At 36.9% G+C, this 21,318-nt stretch carries 20 protein-coding genes and 1 pseudogene; 4 read left to right on the forward strand and 17 right to left on the reverse strand.

From position 1 onward, the window contains the following. Positions 1-69 precede the first annotated feature (69 nt). Together ABD792_RS13475 and ABD792_RS13480 are read right to left on the reverse strand one after the other, a co-directional pair. Positions 70-777, reverse strand: a pseudogene (locus tag ABD792_RS13475) (IS256 family transposase); the annotation flags it as partial. A gap of 127 nt (positions 778-904) precedes the next feature. Then, a complete protein-coding gene (locus ABD792_RS13480) occupies positions 905-1,861 on the reverse strand; it encodes a M28 family metallopeptidase (protein WP_345006768.1) in 957 nt (318 codons plus the stop codon). Positions 1,862-2,116: 255 nt separating this feature from the next. On the opposite strand from ABD792_RS13480, the gene ABD792_RS13485 reads away from it, so the two are divergent. After that, positions 2,117-4,201, forward strand: coding sequence for a prolyl oligopeptidase family serine peptidase (locus ABD792_RS13485; RefSeq protein ID WP_345006769.1), 2,085 nt, complete (start codon positions 2,117-2,119; stop codon positions 4,199-4,201). A gap of 61 nt (positions 4,202-4,262) precedes the next feature. Continuing rightward, entirely contained in the window at positions 4,263-5,174 is a 912-nt protein-coding gene (locus ABD792_RS13490; protein ID WP_345006771.1) for an ABC transporter ATP-binding protein, read from the forward strand. Between the two features lie 59 nt (positions 5,175-5,233). On the opposite strand, the gene ABD792_RS13495 is transcribed toward ABD792_RS13490, so the two are convergent. From ABD792_RS13495 to pdxA, 12 genes are all read right to left on the reverse strand, one after another. Next, a complete protein-coding gene (locus ABD792_RS13495; protein WP_345006772.1) occupies positions 5,234-6,334 on the reverse strand; it encodes a TFIIB-type zinc ribbon-containing protein in 1,101 nt (366 codons plus the stop codon). 33 nt (positions 6,335-6,367) lie between these two features. Continuing rightward, positions 6,368-7,498 carry an SPFH domain-containing protein gene (locus ABD792_RS13500; protein WP_345006774.1) on the reverse strand — a complete coding sequence of 377 codons (1,131 nt, stop codon included), beginning with the start codon at positions 7,496-7,498 and terminating at the stop codon, positions 6,368-6,370. A gap of 113 nt (positions 7,499-7,611) precedes the next feature. After that, complete coding sequence (locus ABD792_RS13505; protein ID WP_345006775.1) at positions 7,612-8,019, reverse strand: GreA/GreB family elongation factor; 408 nt, start codon at positions 8,017-8,019, stop codon at positions 7,612-7,614. Positions 8,020-8,062: 43 nt separating this feature from the next. Next, positions 8,063-8,758, reverse strand: a complete 696-nt coding sequence (gene mtgA / locus ABD792_RS13510) for a monofunctional biosynthetic peptidoglycan transglycosylase (RefSeq protein ID WP_345006776.1) — start codon at positions 8,756-8,758, stop codon at positions 8,063-8,065. A gap of 4 nt (positions 8,759-8,762) precedes the next feature. Then, positions 8,763-9,875, reverse strand: coding sequence for an NAD(P)/FAD-dependent oxidoreductase (locus ABD792_RS13515; protein WP_345006777.1), 1,113 nt, complete (start codon positions 9,873-9,875; stop codon positions 8,763-8,765). Between the two features lie 58 nt (positions 9,876-9,933). Then, complete coding sequence (locus ABD792_RS13520) at positions 9,934-11,454, reverse strand: sulfatase family protein (RefSeq protein ID WP_345006778.1); 1,521 nt, start codon at positions 11,452-11,454, stop codon at positions 9,934-9,936. A gap of 104 nt (positions 11,455-11,558) precedes the next feature. Beyond that, positions 11,559-12,911 carry an acetyl-CoA carboxylase biotin carboxylase subunit gene (gene accC, locus ABD792_RS13525; protein ID WP_345006779.1) on the reverse strand — a complete coding sequence of 451 codons (1,353 nt, stop codon included), beginning with the start codon at positions 12,909-12,911 and terminating at the stop codon, positions 11,559-11,561. A gap of 44 nt (positions 12,912-12,955) precedes the next feature. Further along, entirely contained in the window at positions 12,956-13,453 is a 498-nt protein-coding gene (gene accB / locus ABD792_RS13530; protein WP_345006780.1) for an acetyl-CoA carboxylase biotin carboxyl carrier protein, read from the reverse strand. Between the two features lie 26 nt (positions 13,454-13,479). After that, entirely contained in the window at positions 13,480-14,472 is a 993-nt protein-coding gene (locus ABD792_RS13535) for a beta-ketoacyl-ACP synthase III (RefSeq protein ID WP_345006781.1), read from the reverse strand. 180 nt (positions 14,473-14,652) lie between these two features. Beyond that, a complete protein-coding gene (gene rpmF / locus ABD792_RS13540) occupies positions 14,653-14,856 on the reverse strand; it encodes a 50S ribosomal protein L32 (RefSeq protein ID WP_199115165.1) in 204 nt (67 codons plus the stop codon). A 9-nt stretch (positions 14,857-14,865) separates the two neighbouring features. Further along, positions 14,866-15,405, reverse strand: a complete 540-nt coding sequence (locus tag ABD792_RS13545) for a YceD family protein (RefSeq protein WP_345006782.1) — start codon at positions 15,403-15,405, stop codon at positions 14,866-14,868. 73 nt (positions 15,406-15,478) lie between these two features. Continuing rightward, the gene (pdxA, locus tag ABD792_RS13550; protein ID WP_345006783.1) at positions 15,479-16,525 is read right to left on the reverse strand and encodes a 4-hydroxythreonine-4-phosphate dehydrogenase PdxA; all 1,047 of its coding nucleotides are present in this window, start codon (positions 16,523-16,525) and stop codon (positions 15,479-15,481) included. 65 nt (positions 16,526-16,590) lie between these two features. On the opposite strand from pdxA, the gene ABD792_RS13555 reads away from it, so the two are divergent. Beyond that, entirely contained in the window at positions 16,591-17,193 is a 603-nt protein-coding gene (locus tag ABD792_RS13555; RefSeq protein WP_345006784.1) for a riboflavin synthase, read from the forward strand. Here the strand turns inward: ABD792_RS13555 and ABD792_RS13560 are convergent. Together ABD792_RS13560 and ABD792_RS13565 are read right to left on the reverse strand one after the other, a co-directional pair. Continuing rightward, positions 17,190-17,381 (reverse strand): hypothetical protein, encoded by a 192-nt coding sequence (locus ABD792_RS13560; RefSeq protein ID WP_345006785.1) that lies wholly within the window; start codon positions 17,379-17,381, stop codon positions 17,190-17,192. The two genes, ABD792_RS13555 and ABD792_RS13560, sit on opposite strands and share 4 nt — an antisense overlap. 259 nt (positions 17,382-17,640) lie before the next feature. Further along, on the reverse strand, positions 17,641-18,942 hold the full coding sequence (locus tag ABD792_RS13565) for a DUF5690 family protein (protein ID WP_345006786.1): 1,302 nt from the start codon (positions 18,940-18,942) through the stop codon (positions 17,641-17,643). Positions 18,943-19,143: 201 nt separating this feature from the next. Here ABD792_RS13565 and ABD792_RS13570 point away from each other — a divergent pair, with 201 nt between their 5' ends. Further along, positions 19,144-20,247, forward strand: coding sequence for a zinc-binding dehydrogenase (locus ABD792_RS13570; protein ID WP_345006787.1), 1,104 nt, complete (start codon positions 19,144-19,146; stop codon positions 20,245-20,247). Between the two features lie 19 nt (positions 20,248-20,266). On the opposite strand, the gene ABD792_RS13575 is transcribed toward ABD792_RS13570, so the two are convergent. Next, on the reverse strand, positions 20,267-21,229 hold the full coding sequence (locus ABD792_RS13575) for an alkaline phosphatase family protein (protein ID WP_345006788.1): 963 nt from the start codon (positions 21,227-21,229) through the stop codon (positions 20,267-20,269). Positions 21,230-21,318 lie beyond the last annotated feature (89 nt).

Consider the following 21,318-nt stretch of genomic DNA (forward strand, 5'->3'; position numbering starts at 1 on the left):
ATTAAATTTGAAACAGAAAACACACCGCAACTAGCTCTTTTTTATTAAATCATTACGTCGAACTCAGGTTTTAAGGTTGTCTGTACAAGCGATAAGTACATCATTCAATCCTCGATTATTCAAGTCTGTAAGAACACTAAGCCAAAAGTTGGCTCCTTCGCTCTCTGAGATATACATCCCTAAAATATCTTTATATCCTTCTTTGTTGATGCCCAAGATATTATATAAAGCACGGTGCTTAATCTTACCATCTACTTTAACTTTATAATGCATCGCATCTAACCATAAAATACAATATAGTGGCTCTAGTGGACGAGATTGCCAAGCTTTGACATGGGGTATGATTTTATCTGTAATTTGGCTCAGAACCGTATGGGAGATATCGGTATCGTAAAGCTCTTTTATATGGGTGGATATGTCTCGGTAGCTCATTCCCAGCCCATATAGGCCTATTATCTTATCGGATAAGTTGTCTGCTAATATCGTTTGGCGTTTTTTGACTATCTCTGGCTCAAAACTGCTGTGGCGGTCTTGCGGAGTCTCTATGTCAAAACTTCCAAAACTACTTTTTATGGTCTTTTTCCCTTTGCCGTTACGTTTGTTGCCTTGTTCTCGCTCATCACCTTCAAGATGGGCTTCCATCTCTGCCGATAGGGCCTTTTCGATAACATTTTTTAGCATCGGTGCAAATGCCCCGTCTTTACCAAATAAACTCTTGCCTGACATAAATTGGTCAAGCACCTTTTTCTCAAATTCTGTCTGTTCGTGTTTGTTCATCTTTTCTGTCTAAAGTTAAAATATTAATTCTTCGTTTAGACAGAGTTTAGTTTACAGTCTCTCGTTTATATTTTAAGAGATCTTTCATTTCATTCAGGATGACACTTTTTAGACCTCATTTTTTGTTTTAATCTTGATTAATAAAATGCAAATCCTCGGGAGAAGTGGCCTTTTTAAGAATGGTTTGAAAAATATATTCGCAAACCTGTTTTTCACCTGGCAGATTAATCAAGTCCAACGTATCCTCTGGTGTATGATATTGTGGATGCCCTCCAGTATGCATTCCTAAAACCGATACGCCTTTCCTGTAAAAAGACACATGATCTGAACCACCTACAGATCCAGCGTGTACTATTGGATTCACACCCAAAGATTCACCTAGTGTTTTCATAAATTCAACACCTCCTGGAAAAGTCCCTGCACCACCCATATAGACATGTTTCTTAGCATTCATTCTACCTACCATATCCATATTTATCATTAGTTTTATTTGAGAAAGTGGCACAGTAGGATGTTCTACAAAATACTTACTCCCCAAAAGTCCTTGTTCTTCTGCTCCAAAAGCAATAAACAAAACACTACGCTTTAATTGTTCTTTTTGAGACACTAACTTCTCGGCAATTTCCAACAAAGCAGCTGTTCCACTTGCATTATCATCGGCTCCAAAATGAATGGCATTTTTCTTGTCCGATTTAGAAGATGGTCCGCCAAGCCCTAAATGATCGTAATGTGCTCCTAAAACAATGTATTCATTTTTTAATTCTGGATCATTTCCTTCAATAAAGCCAACAACATTACATGTTGTAACCACTGGTTTTTCTTTAACCCCTTTCTCTACCCTCAGCGACGCATCAAAAACTTGTTTATAACCCTTATTAAAAGCTTCTAATCCCATTGCCTTAAATTCCTTTCTCAAATATTTTACAACGCGTTTGTTTTCCTTTCCTCCCGGATAACGCCCAGCATTTTTTTCGGAAGTTAAAAACCGAATATGCTCTTTAATCTCATTTTCTGTAATTTCAGATTGGGAAAACAACGAAAAACAATTTGTTGTTAACAATAAAACTAAAAGGATTTTTTTCATCTTTATAAAATATTTTTTTTCAAAAGTCGGATGTATTGCCCAAACTATTTGCAGCCAACTGGTTTATTGGTTATTAATGGCTATTCTTAAAATTTTAATTTTAAAATCAAAAATAATGGAATTGACCCATAAAGCATAAACTTTAAGACCAACGACACAAACGGAAGGGTTTTCGTTATTTTTAACGCTTTACGAATCAATAATTGTACAAACAAAATTAATTAGTAGTATTGTAATCGCAATAATCTCTTTGGTATGCATACAAAAGCCTATAAAAATGGACTGGTAAATTATCCTAAAACGAAAGCTGTTGCTATTGTAGACTCCTATTTTGGCATAGAAGTAAAAGACCCGTATCGGTGGCTGGAAGATGACAAAAGCGAAGAAACAAAGGCTTGGGTTAAGGCGCAAAATAAAGTATCCAATACCTATTTAGAAACTATTCCGTACAGAAACGAGTTAAAAAATCGGCTTACCCACCTGTGGAATTATGAAAAAATTAGTGCACCTTTTACAGAAGGACAATACACCTATTTCTCAAAAAATGATGGCCTGCAAAACCAACATGTTATCTATAGAAAAAAAGACAATGGAAAAGAAGAAGTGTTTTTAGACCCTAATACTTTTTCTAAAGATGGCACCACCTCTTTAGGAAGCTTGAGTTTTTCTGAGGATGGCTCTAGATTGGCTTATTCCGTTTCTGAAGGAGGAAGTGATTGGCGAAAGATTCTGGTAATGAATACCGAAACCAAAACCCTTATAGAAGACACTATAATTGATGTGAAATTTGGCAATATCGCTTGGTATAAAAATGAAGGATTTTACTATTCTAGTTACGATAAACCCAATGGCAGTGAATTATCTGCCAAAACCGACCAACATAAATTGTATTACCACAAACTAGGAACGTCCCAAACAAAAGATCTTTTGATTTTTGGCGGCACACCAAAAGAAAAACATCGCTATATTTATGGAAGTGTTACTGAAGACAACAAGTTTTTAATTATCTCGGCTAAAATAGCAACATCGGGAAACAAACTCTTTATTAAAGACCTTTCTAAACCAAACAGTAAGTTCATTACCATTTTAGATCATGCAGACAGTGACACTTTTATTATTGAAAATAAAGAAAATACATTGTTTCTAGTTACAAATCTAAATGCCCCTAACAAAAAAATTGTAACAGTAGATGCAACCAATCCTACACCAGAACATTGGGTAGATTTTATTCCAGAAACCGACCAGGTACTAAGCCCTTCTACTGGAGGTGGTTTTTTCTTTGCCCATTACATGGTTGATGCCCTTTCTAAGGTAAAGCAATATGATTACAAGGGCACATTAATTCGAGAAATAAAACTTCCAGGAACGGGTACCGCTAATGGTTTTGGTGGCAAAAGAAAAGACAAAACCTTATACTTCTCCTTTACCAATTACTATACACCTTCTTCTATTTATGCTTTTAATCCCAACTCGGGAAAAACAAAATTATACTGGACACCCTTTATAGATTTTAACAGTGCCGACTACGAAAGTCGCCAGGTATTTTATGCTTCTAAAGATGGCACCAAAATCCCAATGATAATCACTCATAAAAAAGGCCTACAAAAAAATAGCAAAAACCCAACAATTTTATATGGTTACGGCGGATTCAATATTAGTTTAACACCTGCATTTGGTATTACCAATGCAATCTGGATGGAGCTAGGCGGTATTTTAGCGGTTCCTAATATAAGAGGTGGTGGTGAATACGGTCGCTCTTGGCACGATGCAGGAATTCAACTTAAAAAACAAAATGTATTCGATGATTTTATTGCAGCGGGCGAATACTTAATTGAAAACAACTATACATCTTCTGATTATTTAGCCATTAGAGGCGGCTCCAATGGTGGATTATTGGTTGGAGCTATCATGACACAACGCCCAAAACTGGCCAAGGTAGCACTACCGGCAGTAGGGGTATTGGATATGCTACGCTATCATACCTTTACTGCTGGTGCTGGTTGGGCATACGATTACGGAACAGCAAACGACACAAAAATAATGTTTGATTACCTAAAAGGTTATTCGCCAGTGCATAATGTAAAGACAGGTACATCCTATCCAGCAACCTTAATAACTACAGGCGATCACGATGACCGCGTGGTGCCAGCACACAGCTTTAAGTTTGCTGCCGAACTACAAAGTAAACAAACGGGTCCCAACCCTACGTTAATTCGCATTGAAACCAATGCTGGTCATGGTGCAGGTACGCCAATTAGTAAAATTATTGACCAATATGCTGATATTTTTGGTTTTACATTATACAATATGGGATTTAAAGCATTACCCACGAAAGCATAAGTAGGCATATAATATTCTTTTCTGTGGAATTCTAAATTTAGAAGTGTATTTTTGCCGTACTATGCTTCATGTTAAAAACCTTAGTTTTTCATACAACAAAACCACTGTTCTAAAAGATCTCAATTTTAAAGTTAAAAGAGGAGAACACCTTTCGGTTATTGGAGAAAGTGGTTCAGGAAAAAGTACTTTACTAAAAGTATTGTATGGTGAATACGACTTAGATTCGGGGCATATTTTTTGGAATGATACCGAAATTTTAGGCCCAAAATTTAATCTGGTTATTGGCTACGATTTTATGAAATATGTGGCTCAGGAATTCGATTTGATGCCATTTATAACTGTAGAGGAAAACATAGGGAAGTTCCTTTCCAATTTTTACCCTGAAGAAAAACAGCAACGAACGGCTGAACTACTGGAGGTTGTTGAACTTTCTCCTTTTGCCAAAACCAAGGTTAAAACTTTAAGTGGCGGACAAAAACAACGCGTGGCCCTGGCTAGGGCGTTGGCCAAACAACCAGAAATTATTTTGTTGGATGAACCATTTAGTCATATTGACAACTTTAAAAAACAATCGCTACGACGCAGTGTCTTTAAATATTTGAAAGCACACCATATTTCCTGTATAGTAGCGACTCATGACAAAGAAGATGTATTGGGTTATGCCGATAGGATGCTGGTACTTAACAATAAACGAATTGAGGTTAATAATACACCTGAGTATCTATATAACAACCCTAAGACGCCCTTAACTGCTTCTTTTTTTGGGGAGTTTAATACCATTAACAACCGCATTTTTTATGCAGACCAATTAAATGTGGTCGATATCTCCAATTTAAAAACCATTGTAAAGCATTGTTACTTTAAAGGCAATTATTACCTAATAGAAGCTGATTTGAACGGGGAAACCGTATTTTTTAAGAATAACACAATATTAGGCATTGATCAAATCGTATATTTATCTCCTACCTCCTAATATTTAGGAAGAAAAAACAGTCTTAGTAAATTAGTCTGCTTTCTATTTCAATCTTCAATCTACTGGGAGACTTTAACAATCACAATGATTGCTAATAGAATAACAAGTACCAGTAAAAATATTTTCCAGAATGAATAAGGGCGTTGGCCAGAAACAATGCCATTTTCACCGTTAACATAAAAACTATATTGCTTGCCTTTAAACTTATAAGTACTTATATAAACAGGCAGTAAAATATGCTTGAAGGTCTCTTCACTTAACCTCATATCGAGCGACGTAATACGTTGTTCATCACCTCCAATATCACGGCGCGCCCATTGTGTAGCAATTGCATACATTTCTTCATTCGACTCCAAATGTCCCTGTTTTAAAGAAATTGTATATTTCTCGGTTACAAATCCTGAAAGATAACTACTATCAAAAGGCTCCAGTTTTCTCAAATTCCAATGGGCTACTCCCCTGGGAATGTTTCCCGTTTTTTGGTTTGATGCCTTTATTAAAGTATCATCTACAAAGCCATTTACACTTCCGCTTGCAAACGACCACCTGGTACGACGTTCTTGTCGTGTTCGCGTAACGGTCTTACCATTTTGTGTTGTAGTATAAGGCACTGTTACATAGTAATAATCCCCTCGTTTACCTATATAGTCGGCATCTAAATAGGCATCAAAAGTCCAGTAGGGCAGGTACAACCCCCGAATAAGATCTGGACTTAGAACAGCTTTTTTAAGCTTATTAGGAGCAAACCATAATCCATCAACCCACTTCTTAAATACAAGATGAGCTTCTTTACGATCTACCTGAAAAGGTAAAATAGCCCCTGGCAAAATCCATTCTTCCTCTCTTGAATCTTCGACAATAAGTGGCATGCTACAAAAAATACAATGTAGCGACTTATAGTGATCTTCAATATGTTGATTGGCTCCACAGTTCTTACATTGCAACATCGAAATAACCTCACTATGTGATTGCCCTCCTACTTTATCAAGGTAAGGTTTTAATTCCAACTCCTCAAAACCATCTCTTTGTGGTTTTATAGTTTCTTCATTCCCACAATATTCACAAACGAGCTTTGTTGTTCCAGGAGCATACAGCAATTCTGCACCACAGCCAAGACATACCTTTTTTAGTTCAGACTTTTGGGTTTTGGTTACTTCCATGAACTAATTAAAAAAATTAATACTACCATAAAACTATTTAGGTAATGGTGGCGGTGTACTGCCTCCTAAAAAGGTTTTTAACTCTTCAACCTCCCGAATGGGTTTCCACTCACTCATGCCTTGCTTCCAAACTAATGTGTCTTTATTAACAGTCCGACCTGCAAACAACACTTTTAACTGCTCGAATGACACAGGGCCTGCCTGCGCCCCGTTGAAAGCATAGTAATATTGTATTGCCTGAGGCATTGGTGGAGGTACAGCTGCAGGTTGCTGAAAGGCCTGATTATGGCCACCTCTTTGGGGCTGCATAACACTTCCCATTTGTTGGGCCAAAACGAAGCCCATTCCCATGCCCATACCAGCCCCGGCTGTACCGCCATCGTTTATTGCTGCTGCTTCAATAGCTTTAGCTGTTTTAAACTTGGTTAGTTTATCCAGATCCAGTTTATCAATTCGGCTATACTCAAAAATTTCTTTCTTGAGGTCTTCTGGCATAGATACATTTTCAATAAAGAACTTATCCAATAAAATACCAACACTCATAAAATCAAGTTGCATTACATCCCTACATGTATAGGATAGTTCGTTAGTATTTGCCGCATACATTTCTATGGGCAATTTTGATTCTCCTACAGTATCTGTAAAACGCGTTGCTATTAAACTTTTAAGGTGTTCATTGATCTCAAAACTGGTGAAGTTATTGTCGGTGCCAACAATATCTATAATAAATTTCCCCGCATCACTGATTCTAAAGGCATAGGTGCCAAACGCACGAATCTCTACAAGCCCGAAACGATCATCGTTTAAAATAATGGGGTTTTTAGTACCCCATTTTTCATCTGTAAAAAGGCGTGTATTAACAAAATATACTTCCGCTTTGAAAGGACTTTCAAAACCGTATTTCCAGCCTTTTAAAGTGCTTAGTATAGGAAGGTTTTGGGTATTTAGAGTATAAGTACCGGGGGTAAACACATCAGCTAGCTGTCCTTCGTTTATAAATACTGCTGTTTGTCCCTCACGAACAATTAGTTTAGCATTATTCTTTATTTCGTTTTGGTAGCGCTCAAAACGATAGCAAATGGTATCATCAGAATAATCCAACCATTCAATGATATCTATAAATTCGTTACTTAATTTTTCTTTAATCTTATCGAAGATTCCCATGGTTTTAGATTTTATTAAAGTGAAGTTTAAAGATATAAAAAAATGAAGTGCGTAATCTTTTATATACGTTAATACTGTTATATTTGATTTTGTGTTATCCCAACACTATAAATCTACATAACCTCAGTAATGGTAAAGACCTGTTCTCTAAAAGCAATCGCATCCCCAGCACTTTTCCCTAATAATATTTGTCCGATAGGTGTGTTTGGTGAAATCGCATAAAAAGAGGTATTACCTGTTTTCAGTTCCCCTGCACTAATTGCTATAAAATAGTTGGCTTGCGTAGTAAATACCACACTCCCCAAGCCAATTATTTTAGAAGACTTCTTCATATCTATTTTAGCCAAAACCTGATTTACTTTTTGAATCTCAGCTAGTTGTTGCCCTGCCTTTTCGCGCTCCAGTTGCACCATAGCACGCCCAGTTTCATGTTTATCCCCCGCCGTACTTTTAGTTTCCGCACTCAATGACTCCTGCAATTCCTGAATGGTCTTTCGGACGGCATCAAGTCTTGTATTCACGAAGTATATGCACTTCGTATAAAGCTCATTTTTTAGCATGTCGTTACTCATCTCTTTTATCATAGTCCAATACACCAAAATATCCCATTTGTGCCATAATCCAATCTTTTCTGCCTTGAATATAATCTGAAGCTGGATTTGCCTTATAACTTCTAGGGTTTGGTAAAATTGCGGCTATGGCTGCTGCTTCCAATTTTGTTAACCGAGATGCTGGTTTCTTGAACCAATATAACGATGCTGCTTCAGCACCGTAGATACCCGACCCCATTTCAACACTATTGAGATACACCTCCATGATACGCTCCTTTGTCCAAATAGATTCTATTAAAAACGTGAAATATACTTCTAATCCTTTACGCAACCAACTACGTTGTGGCCATAAAAACACATTTTTAGCCGTTTGTTGACTAATGGTGCTACCTCCTTTTATGCGCCTCCCTTTTTTATTGTTTTCGATCGCCTTTTCTATAGCCTTGATATCAAAACCTTGATGATCCAGAAACTTTTGGTCTTCACTACAAATAACAGCTAATTGCAAATTTTTGGAAATTTCAGATATAGGTTTCCATTTATGTTTCCAAATTATTTCCTTGTTATTTTGATATTGCTCTACAGAACGAATTAGCATTAAAGGTGTTGCGGGAACAGGAAGCCATTTAAAAATAAAAACAAATGCAACAGACAGTCCAATAAACCACAAAGTAATTTTAAGAACAAATCTAAAAAGCCTGCGTATCATGATGCTATATTAATTTGGCTAATTCCTTTCCTACTATACTTCCTATTGCTACACCCATACCTCCCAAGCGGACCCCACAAAACACATGATCGCTAACTTGTTTTACGATGGCCTTTTTTTGATCGCCTACACCCATAATACCACTCCAGCTATAGTCAATTTCAAAGGGTATATTAGGAAGGATGGTAGTTCTTAAAAGTTCACGCAATTTATTTTGGATTAATTCTGTTTGCTTCATCTCGGTAGTTTCCTCTCCTTTAAAATCAAGATTTCGTCCACCCCCCAACAATATTCTATTATCAATGTTTCTAAAATAGTAATACCCCCTATCTAAATGAAACGTGCCTTTTATATGCAAATTACTTATTGGCTTTGTTATTACTACTTGAGCTCTTGCCGGTTTTACGTCTTCTTTAAGCAATTGAGAAGCAAACCCATTGGTAGCAACAAATAGTTTTGCACATAAAAATTCAAATCGTGCTGTTTTTAATCTTACTCTACTACCAGTATCTTCAAAAGATTCCACTGTAACATTATTAAGGATCCTTATGTTTTTTGATTGTACTTTATGCAATAAGGCTGCCATCATTTTCCCAGTATCTACCTGCCCTTCAAATGAATTAAAAATACAATCGGTTTTAATATTTTTAAAGTTAAAACTATCAGGCCTTACATGGAATACTGTCTCTTTAAAAACAGGTTTCAACAAATCATTAATATACATTCTTTGCGACAAACAACTGTCTAGTAATTCGTCGTCCTTATTACTAAACAGCTCAAATCCCCCATAATTTTTATAGCCAATGGCCTTATCCCCTAAGGTCTGTCGTAATAACTGCAAGCCATCAACCCGCTTTTTAACAAGCTGTAAAACATCTTCTTCCGAATCTGTTTTTAGATCGTACAGCAGTTCGCTAAGACTCCCAAAACAGGCAAAGCCAGCATTTTTGGTGCTGGCTCCCTGTGGTAATATACCGCGTTCTAAAATAAGGATATTGGCTTCTGGAAAACGTTCTCTTAAATGCAAAGCACAATTTAGCCCAACAATACCACTACCTATTACAGTAAAGTCTATGTTGGTTAACCAGCTTTTTATTTCCCAATACGACAGATTCAAAATTATGCGATCGTTAAAAGCCTTAAGCTAGCTCTTTTTTAGAAAGCAAAATGTCCTTTTATTGTCTTTCTTCTTCCAAAGCCTTTTTTAAAGCTTCTAGTTTTTCAGGATTGGACTGGGCTAGATTATGTTGTTGAGCCCTATCCTCCTTTAAATTATATAACTGATAAATAGTATCTTTTCCTGTTTCAATATTTACCGACTTAATAATTTTGGCTCCTTTATGAGGAGGTATTAAAGCCCAATCTCCTTCTCTATAAGCCGTTATGCCGCCTTGCCCTAGTAAAAGCCCTTTTCTCCCTACACTAGATTTTCCTAAAAAAGCATCTATTACATTTTCACTATCTGGCGTTTTATTTTCTTGACCCGTTAAGGCTGCAAATGAAGCAGTAAAATCCATTTGTGATACTAAGGCCTCTGAAACCCCTGGTTTAATAGTCCCTTTCCAACGAATCATGAAAGGTACATGTGTTCCTGCGTCAAAAAGGCTGTATTTACCCCCCCTAAGGCCTCCACGAGGCGTATGCTTTCCTATTTTTGTAACCGCATCGTCATGATAGCCATCATCTAAAACCGGTCCGTTATCACTTGAGAATACCACAATGGTATTTTCTGAAAGACCTAGCTTATCCAATTCATCCAAAAATTGCCCTACAGCCCAATCGGCTTCCAAAATAACATCTCCGCGAGGGCCAAGACCCGATTTACCTGCAAAACGCGGGTTCGGAACACGCGGCACATGGGGTTGATGCAAAGCGTAGAATAAGAAAAACGGACGTTCTTTATTATCGTTTACAAATTTGATAGACTCTCTAAGAAAATCGTCACTCATATCTTCATCTATAAACAAAGCCGATTTACCACCTTTCATATATCCAATTCTGGATATGCCATTGTGGATGCTCATATCATGACCATGACTAGGATGCATCTTTAATAATTCTGGGTTCTCCTTACCTGTGGGCTCTCCCTCAAAATTTTCTTTATAGCTTACCTGAATTGGATCTTCTGGTGTTAACCCAACCACTTTATGGTTTTCCACATAAACCGATGGCACTCTATCGTTTGTTGACGCCATGATATAGGCATGATCAAAACCAATTTCTAAAGGCCCTGGCGCTATTTTTCCATTCCAGTCCATATTGGCATCACCTAAACCTAAATGCCATTTCCCAACAACACCAGTTTTGTATCCAGCTCCTTTTAACATAGAAGGTAGGGTTTGCTTTCCAATCTCAAAAAGCAAAGGTGCATTGCCAGGTAAAATCTGTGCTCTTTTTGACCTAAAAGGATATGTTCCAGACAATAATGAATATCTACTGGGAGTACAGGTAGGTGAAGTGGCATAACCATTTGTAAACCGAATGCCTTCATTGGCTATACGATCTAAATTTGGTGTTAACAACTCGGTCGAACCATAACTGCTTACATCTCCAAAGCCTAAATCATCGGCATATATTACAACAATATTGGGCTTTGGGTTTTCGCGTTTCTCTTCTACTTGTTTTTTAGTTTCTGTTTTACAGCTTGCAAGAACAACAAGCAAGCTTAGGCTTAAAATTTTGTGAAAAGTCCTCAAAAGATTTTGAATTTTAGATTGTTAGTGTTTTTAACATTGGCTAAAATAACCAAATTAATTCAAAAAAAAAGCCTCCAAACTATTTTCGGAGGCTTTATTGATTGTTATTCTTCACTTTGTTTTTCTATAACAAAGTCTTCCATAAACTTTGTAGTATAGTTTCCAGATAAATAATCTGGGTCGTCCATTAACTGTCTATGGAAAGGAATTGTTGTTTTAATACCTTCTATTACGAACTCATCTAAGGCTCGTTTCATTTTATTTATCGCTTCTTCCCTAGTTTGCGCCGTAGTAATCAACTTGGCAATCATAGAGTCGTAATTTGGAGGAATGGTATATCCAGCATATACATGAGTGTCTAAGCGAACACCATGACCTCCAGGTGCGTGCAACGTCGTTATTTTCCCTGGTGAAGGTCTAAACCCATTAAATGGGTCTTCTGCATTGATTCGACATTCAATAGAATGTAATTTTGGCATGTAATTTTTACCAGAAATTGGCACTCCTGCGGCTACTAGAATTTGCTCACGAATTAAATCAAAATCGATAACCTGTTCAGTGATGGGATGTTCTACCTGAATACGCGTGTTCATTTCCATAAAGTAGAAATTCCTATGCTTATCAACTAAAAACTCAATGGTTCCAGCGCCTTCATACTTAATATATTCTGCTGCCCTCACAGCCGCTTTTCCCATTTTGTCCCTAAGCTCATCAGTCATAAACGGTGAAGGCACCTCCTCTGTTAACTTTTGATGACGGCGTTGTATGGAACAATCTCTTTCTGACAGATGACAAGCTTTACCCGTAGAATCACCTACAACCTGAATTTCGATATGTCTTGGCTCTTCAATAAGCTTTTCCATATACATATCGTCATTTCCAAAGGCTGCTTTAGATTCTTGTCTGGCAGAATCCCAGGCCGCTTTAAGATCTTCCGGCTTAAAAACACCGCGCATTCCTTTTCCTCCTCCGCCAGCAGAAGCTTTAAGCATAACAGGGTAACCTGTTTCTTCCGCTATCTTTTCACATTCTTCAAAGGTTGAAATAACGCCATCACTACCAGGAACACATGGCACACCCGCAGCTTTCATGGTAGCCTTAGCATTGGCTTTATCTCCCATTCTGTCAATCATTTCAGGGGAAGCTCCAATAAACTTTATACCATGTTCATCACAAATTTTAGAAAACTTTGCGTTTTCTGACAAAAAACCATAACCTGGATGAATGGCATCTGCATTGGTTATTTCTGCAGCTGCAATGATATTAGACATCTTTAAATACGATTCACTACTCGATGCTGGCCCTATACAAACGGCTTCGTCTGCAAACTTAACGTGTAAACTTTCGGCATCGGCGGTAGAATAGACGGCTACTGTTTTAATGCCCATTTCCTTACAGGTTCTAATAACACGCAATGCTATTTCCCCTCGGTTGGCAATTAGTATCTTTTTAAACATAACTTAGAATAAATTATGAATTCAGAATTCTGAATTCTGAATTTTTAAGATGGATCTACTAAAAATAGTGGCTGATCGAATTCTACTGGAGAAGAATCGTCCACTAATATTTTAACTATCTTTCCTGAAACTTCTGACTCAATCTCATTAAAAAGTTTCATTGCTTCAATAATACAAAGTACGTCTCCTTCGGCTATAGTTTGTCCAACCTCAACAAACAATGGTTTATCTGGTGCTGGCTTTCTATAAAAAGTCCCTATTATCGGAGACTTTATCGTTATGTATTTTGAATTATCATCAGCAGATGGTGCTGGTGCTGCTGGTGCCTCTGTAGATGCTGTTTGCTCTGCTACTGGAGTAGAAGCCACGGCTTGAGGTATTTGAGGTTGTTGTTGCACCGGCGCATAATGTATTGCTGTTGCGCTATCAGACTCAGATCCCGTTTTAATGGTAATCTTAATATCATCCATCTCCAATTTAACCTCACTTGCTCCAGATTTGGCTACAAATTTGATTAAGTTTTGAATTTCTTTTAATTCCATAATTAAGCTTATTTGTTACTGGTTAGTTAATTATATGCCCATTTTAAATAAATGGATCCCCAATTAAATCCGCCACCAAACGCGGCAAATATTATATTATCCCCTTTTTTTAGTTGTGATTCGTAATCGTTTAAAAGCAATGGTAACGTAGCAGATGTTGTATTGCCATACTTATCTATATTTATCATTACTTTCTCTTCTTCTAGCTCTATACGTTGTGCAGTAGCATCAATAATACGTTTATTAGCCTGATGAGCTGCTAACCAATCAACGTCGTTTTTGGTTAAATTATTACGTTCTAATATTTTTACGGTTGCATCGGCCATATTAAAAACAGCATTTTTAAACACGGTTCTACCTTCTTGAAAAGCATATTGCTTTCCTTCTTCCAGTGCTTCGGGAGTTACAGGGTAAGACGAACCGCCATAGGTAGCTTGCAAGAACTCTCTCCCAGTACCATCACTCCTTAAATATTCGTCTTGCAAACCTAACCCTTCTTCATTAGGTTCGAACAATACAGCTCCCGCTCCATCTCCAAAAATAATACAAGTAGCCCTGTCTTTATAATTAATTATAGATGACATCTTATCGGCACCTATTAAAAGTACATTCTTGTAACTTCCAGACTCGATATACTTAGCTGCTACCGACATACCATATAAAAAGCTAGAGCATGCTGCATCCATATCGAAAGAAAAGGCGTTAACAGCACCTATTTCGGATGCAGTATAAGCAGCCGTAGAAGCGGCTTTCATATCTGGTGTGGCTGTAGCCACAATAACAAGTTCTATATCTTTTGGATCTATACCTTTTTTGTCAATAAGATCTTGAGCTGCTTTAATTGCTAAATAAGAAGTTCCTTTTCCAACGTCTTTAAGAATGCGACGTTCTTTAATACCTGTACGCGTAGTAATCCACTCATCGTTTGTATCAACCATTGTCTCAAGAATTTGATTGGTTAATACATATTCCGGCACATAAGCACCTACAGCTGTAATTGCTGCTGATATTTTACTCATAACGTTATAGTTAATCGATCATAAGATCATTAAAAAACTGAACAAAACGTCCAAAATTTCTTAAAATTCGCCAAGTTTTAGCGTAATAAGATGCAAATTACGTGATTTTGGCTTTTAGAAAAAACTTATCATAAAAAAAACGCTCACATGTGAGCGTTTTATTATATGCGTGCATAATATTTATGCTACGTTTTCTACTTCTTCAGAGTTATCAATTAACACTTGACCTCTGTAATACAGTTTTCCTTCATGCCAGTGAGCTCTGTGATATAAGTGAGCTTCACCTGTAGTAGGACATGTAGCAATCTGTGGCGCAGTTGCTTTATAATGTGTTCTTCGTTTATCTCTTCTTGTTCTAGAGATTTTTCTCTTAGGATGTGCCATTTTTTATGTTTATTTACCCGTTAATAGTTTTTTTAATGTATTCCAACGAGGATCTATATCCTCTATAGTTTCTTTTTTATCTTCAGTCTTAGGGCTTAGTTCTTCTAATCTTTTAAGTATATCTGAATTTAATGTTCCATCTTCAACACCTGGATGCACCCGTTTAATTGGCACAGAAAGCACGATTAACTCATAAACATATTGTTGAATGTTTAGCTCGTATGCTCCATGGGGAAGGATAAGAATATCTATGTTTTCATCGTCATATGCTTCTCCAAACTTGACTACCAAATTAAATTCGTTCTCAATAAATTGATCAAACGGCTCATTGGTGAGGTCACAATTAACATTAACAATACCTGATATTTTAAATTGTAATTCCAGCAAAGTTTCCTTCTTAACCAGATTAACGCAAACATCTACATTTACATTGTTAAAATCGTCATACTCAAAATACTCAAAGAACTCTGGTCCAATTTTATACTCAAATTGATGTGCTCCTACCTTTAATCCTATAAAAGGAATAACAAACTCTTTCAATGGCTTCATTATCACATCTATTTTGAGCCTGCAAATATATAAATTTTTATTTAAGCAACATGACTTATAAACATTTTTTTGTTTATATCTTTCGTTGCGTCTTTTTTAAGGGATTAGCCATAAGCTTCTCATTATCAACCCTATTTTTAAATATTTGGATTGCTGCAAAAACTGCTTCCTTAAACGAACTTTCATCTGCAACACCTTTACCCGCTATTTCATAGGCAGTGCCATGATCTGGCGATGTTCGCACCCTATTTAAACCTGCAGTAAAATTAACACCTTGCCCAAACGACAACGTTTTAAATGGAATAAGGCCTTGATCATGATACGAAGCAATTACAGCATCAAAATTTTTATAATTGTTAGATCCAAAAAAGCTGTCGGCCGCATACGGCCCAAAGACCAATTTGCCAGATTCTTTAATATTTTTCAGAGTAGGCCGCATAACAACATCATCTTCATTTCCAATAACACCGTTATCTCCTGTATGTGGATTAATCCCCAAAACGGCTATTTTTGGCTTCCTTATGTTAAAATCCCTTTGAAGCGATTTATAAACTATATCAATCTTTATCTCAATCAATTCTGAAGAAATATGTTCAACGACATCCTTAACTGGCACATGATCTGTAAGCAAGCCTACTCTTAACGAATCGGCCACCATAAACATTAAACTTTCCCCTTCCAATTGTTCAGCCAAATAATCGGTATGTCCAGGAAATTTAAAGGCATCTGACTGTATATTATGCTTATTGATAGGCGCTGTTACCAATACATCTATTTGCTCGTCTTTTAAAGCTTTTGTGGCTCGTTGTAACGACTTAACTGCATAGGCTCCGATTTTTACATCATTCTTCCCAAAATTTATATTTACAACATCATTCCAACAATTAAGGACGTTTACCTTTCCATAAACCAATTGATTAAGATCGTTGATACCATTAAATACAATCTGGGACTTGAACTGCTTTTTAAAAAAGCCCATGGTTTTTACAGACGCAAAAATAACTGGCGTACAAAACTCTAAAATGCGCGCATCTTCAAATGTTTTTAGAACAATTTCCCCTCCAATACCATTTAAATCCCCAATTGATATCCCAACTATTATATTTTCTGCTCTCTTCATTAAAATGATAACTAATGTTTGTAATTTTGAAGACACAAATTTAACTAAATAAACAAACGAATACCATGTTTACTGGAATAATTGAAACCTTAGGCGTTGTAACAGACCTAAAGAAAGAACAAAACAACCTCCATATAACCATAAAAAGTGACATCACTCCAGAACTAAAAATAGATCAAAGTGTAGCACACAATGGCGTGTGCTTAACGGTTGTTAGCATTAGCAATGATGAATATACCGTTACAGCCATTCAAGAAACCTTAAACAAAACCAGCTTAGGGACATTAAATATAAATGACCTAGTAAATTTGGAGCGCGCGATGAAACTTGGTGACCGTCTCGACGGGCATATTGTTCAGGGTCATGTAGACCAAACAGCAATATGTGCAAATATTGAAGAAGCAAACGGAAGTTGGTTATTTACCTTTGAGTACAACCCAATATTAAACAACATTACAATAGAGAAAGGCTCTATAACCGTAAATGGCACAAGTTTAACTGTTGTTAACTCCCAAAACAATTCATTTAGCGTTGCCATTATACCTTACACTTACAACAACACTAACTTTAAAACCCTTAACAAAAACAGTGTCGTTAATCTAGAATTTGATGTTTTAGGAAAGTATGTTGCCAAACTTGTTGGCTTAAACACAACTGGAGGCAACTAAGCATTACTCTTTAGCAGCTTTTTGACCCCATACAACAAACCAATACCCAATCCAACCATAACCCCTGCATCTATTGGCAAGTTTGGAGGCGGTGGCGGTGGAGCAGGAGGTCCTCCTTGAGCATTACATACAAAACTTATTAATACAAATAAGATTGAGGCAAATATTCTTTTATTTTGTATTATCATCTGTCAACAATAAGCATAAATAGCTGTTTAACAAAAAAAATGGATCCACCTCTTCACAAACCAATGCCATGAAATGAACCGAACCATTATTAAACGCTATTAATCAACCTAATTTACAAAAGCTGAAACAATAGAAAAAAACAATCCCTCATTTTTTTCATTTTATTCGACAAAGATATAGATTTTAACACAAATTGCAATTTAATAAGGGGTCCCGTAAGAGAAGTCAACTTTACTTTTCTTGTTTTGTCGTCAAAAATCAATCTAATGTAGCACTAACCCCCAACATCTTTTCCTTTTTAATACGCACAGCCCTAAAATAGAATAACGTTAATATTGAAACCACAAACACAGCTATAGCAGCATTAATATTTATCTGCTCAAAAAAGCGAACCCAGGATCCCTTGTAATTTATAGCCTCCTTATACAACAACACAAAAACACTACCCAAATACCCCAAAGCATCTGCTGTATAAAACAAAAAACCAACATTTCCCTTAACCCGCAAAAAGGCTACTAGTCGTTCAAATATTAAACAGTGAAATAGTATGTATGGCAGATACACTCCTATTCCTGTTGTAATGACCCATATAACAGGTGACACTAAAGCACTCTTAAACAAGATGGATATCACCAATATAAGCACCCCACTACCTGCCGTTAGCCACATACCCCAATTAAATGCTCTATGACTATTCCTTAGCAGAATACCAAAAGCAGCTATTACCAACACAATTACAGCCACAGGCACTTCTGTTAATGTAATCAACCCCGGCATTTGCGCATATCCAAGTTCATTCCAAAACTCCACAATGAAATTATCCCTGAAATCACGTACAATTGTCAACAGTATATACACAACTACCAAACCCGAAAAACCAATACCATGTTGTTTTAAGAAGAGTTTACGCTCACTTTTTGTCATTGGCAGACGTTCAGAGCGCTCTTTAATATCGTCTTCTGAAGGCTTTTTGGAAACGCTCAACATCCAAACAGATAAAAGAAATAAAGGAAAAAACAACAGACCGGTTACAAACGGCATAATGTTCTCTGACACATTCAAATTTTGCATTAAAACCACCCCCACCGTCTTTACTAATCCTGTTGAAAAAATAAACGTAGCACTTAGTGCCGCTGCCAATAGTTCCGTATTTCTTCTCCCTTCTAAATATGAAAAAACTACCCCAAACACCATTCCCAAAGGCAATCCGTTAAAAAATAAAGTGAAGGCCTTTAATGTAGATGGAACATATGCAAAAACCAGCAGCATTAGCAATCCAAAACCTACCAAACCAACTAGCCATTTTGCCCTATTCTGGTGGGACATTTCAGAAATAATCTTAATCCCCAGAAACTTAGAACACATATATCCCAAAACCTGACTAACAACCAAAACCGTTTTTGCATCTAAATCAAATCCAAACCCCAAATCTAAATATTGGCCTGCCAAAAATGATTTTCGAATGGCGTACATACCCGTGTAGCACATAAAGGCAGCAACCATAATCCACAATGTCGAAAATCCCTCTGTTCTTTTTATAAAAAGTGTTGTTGTTTTCAAGTCAAATAATTTAATAAAATCCCAAAACTAAAAGCTCAAGGTTAAGACAAGTTTACCTTAATGTAAAGATTTATAAATCACATGTTAATTTTCTTAAAAAGAAAAATTAATGTTTTAAAAATAGCACAAAAACTTAAAAATCAACAATAATTATTAAATTTGTATTTCTTTTAAAGAAAAATTTTTATAAAACCCAATATATTGACTACTAAAAAAAACAACAGAACAGCATCTACTACAAACAGCACTGTTAACTCACAATTTCAAATTTTTGAAACTCCAGAAAAACCTTTTTCTTTTAAAGAAAAGACTTCTCCTATAGCATTGGCTCCTAAGGAAACATTAGTAGAAATTGAACTATCCACCATTTGCGGCTCGGACATACATACCATTGAAGGAAAAAGAAAAGAAGACACACCATGTATCCTGGGTCATGAAGCAGTAGGAAAGATCATTGCTACTTCTAACAGGAAAGGTTTTGCTATAGGCGACAGGGTCACCTGGACCATTGCTGATAGTTGTGGTGAATGTCCAGCTTGCACAGAATATGGTTTGCCCGAAAAATGCGAGCGTCTTTTTAAGTACGGCCATGCTTCAATAAATAATGGTAGTGGGCTAAACGGCTGCTATGCCTCCCATATACTTATCAGGCCTGGGACGCACATGGTAAAAATACCAGATAACTTAAGCAACCCTATTGTTGCCCCAGCCAATTGCGCCCTTGCAACAATGGTAAATGCTATCTCTAAAATGACCCTAAAACCCAAACGTGTTGTTATTCAAGGCGGCGGCCTTTTAGGGCTTTATGCTTGTGGTCTTTTAAAAGAACAGGGGGTTCCTGAAATTTACTGCTTAGAAATCAACGAAAATCGCTTTGAATTAATACAAAAGTTTGGGGCCATTCCGGTAAACGCCAAAGACCCCAAAGAAGCTTTAGACTACATTTTATCTCAAACCGGAAAAGGGGTGGATACCGTATTTGAGGTTGCAGGTATTAAAGAACTAATCCCCCAGGGTCTTGAATTACTGCGTCCCGGAGGTGAATACGTTTTAGTCGGGCTGGTTCATCCCGACTCCGAATTAGGCATTACGGCAGAACAGATAATAAGAAAATGTATAAGCATAAAAGGCATACACAACTACGCACCCAAACACCTGGATGAAGCCATTGCGTTTTTGGAACGCACCCAAGACACGCTTCCGTTTAACGAACTGGTAAGCCCTCCTTATACTCTAAATAATCTCGAGAAAGCTGTTCAAGAAGCTAAAAAACAGCATTGGATGCGAGTGTCTGTCAAACCATAGACAGACCATATTTATTCGCTTATTCAAAAATAGACTCAGGTACTTCTCCAACCCAAGCTTTTGGGTTTTCAGAAAAACCAAATAGCCTCAAAATAACGGCAGCTGTATTGGTATTGTTGTTAGGCTCTTCAAGCACGGCTCCTTTTTTTATCCCTGGCCCTGTAACAGCCCATGGCACATTCATTTCTACCGGACTCATACCACCATGCCCATTACCCCTACCACCATGATCGGTTATTAACAAAAAGTGCGCATCCCTATACAATCCTTCCGATTTAAAATCTTCGATCAGTCTTCCAATGGCCTTATCTGCATCTTCAATAGCCGTAATATATTCGGGCGACATCCACTTATGTTTATGCCCTGCATGATCTGTATGTACAGAATACAAAAAAATCAAAGTAGGATTTTGTCGATTTTGTTTAGCGAAATTTAAAGCTTTGTTGTAATTTTCAAGGTATTTATCATCTTCCTGAAAGCTAACCTCATCTAAATATTTCTGATTGATGGGTTTTATTAGATTACCCCAATTGTAATAATAAGCTGTTTTCATATTAGCCATATTATCCTTCAAAATTTTAAAAACAGACGGATAATACCCATCGCTATCTATTTCTATCGCAGGCAACGCATGCTTATCTAAAGTCCATCCATTTCCATCCACTCCGTGCTGTTCCGGCCCACTACCTGTTAAATGACTTGTCCAGTTAGGTAAAGTAACGGAGGGCATTACGGTTCTTGTTGTAAAAGAAATAACACCATCAGCCATTAATTTGTCTAAGTTAGGATGCTTTGCGGTTTTATATCCATCGACGCTTAAACCATCCAAGCCAATGATCACTACACGCTTAGCCTGTTTTGCAGCTGGTTCATTTCTCGAGGCGTTTTCAGATGATTTACACCCCACAAAAATTGAAGCTGAAAAAGCCATAACTGCCACAATACACACACTAAACACACTTGAATATATTCTTGTTTTCATCTTTCTAAATTTTAATTAATTGAATATCCGTTTTTCGTCATAATCCTGTGATATTAGCAATAACCAACCTATCGAAGAGTTTGTCCTCG

Origin of the sequence: Snuella lapsa, assembly GCF_039539345.1 — a bacterium.
Classification (GTDB): Bacteria; Bacteroidota; Bacteroidia; order Flavobacteriales; family Flavobacteriaceae; genus Snuella; species Snuella lapsa.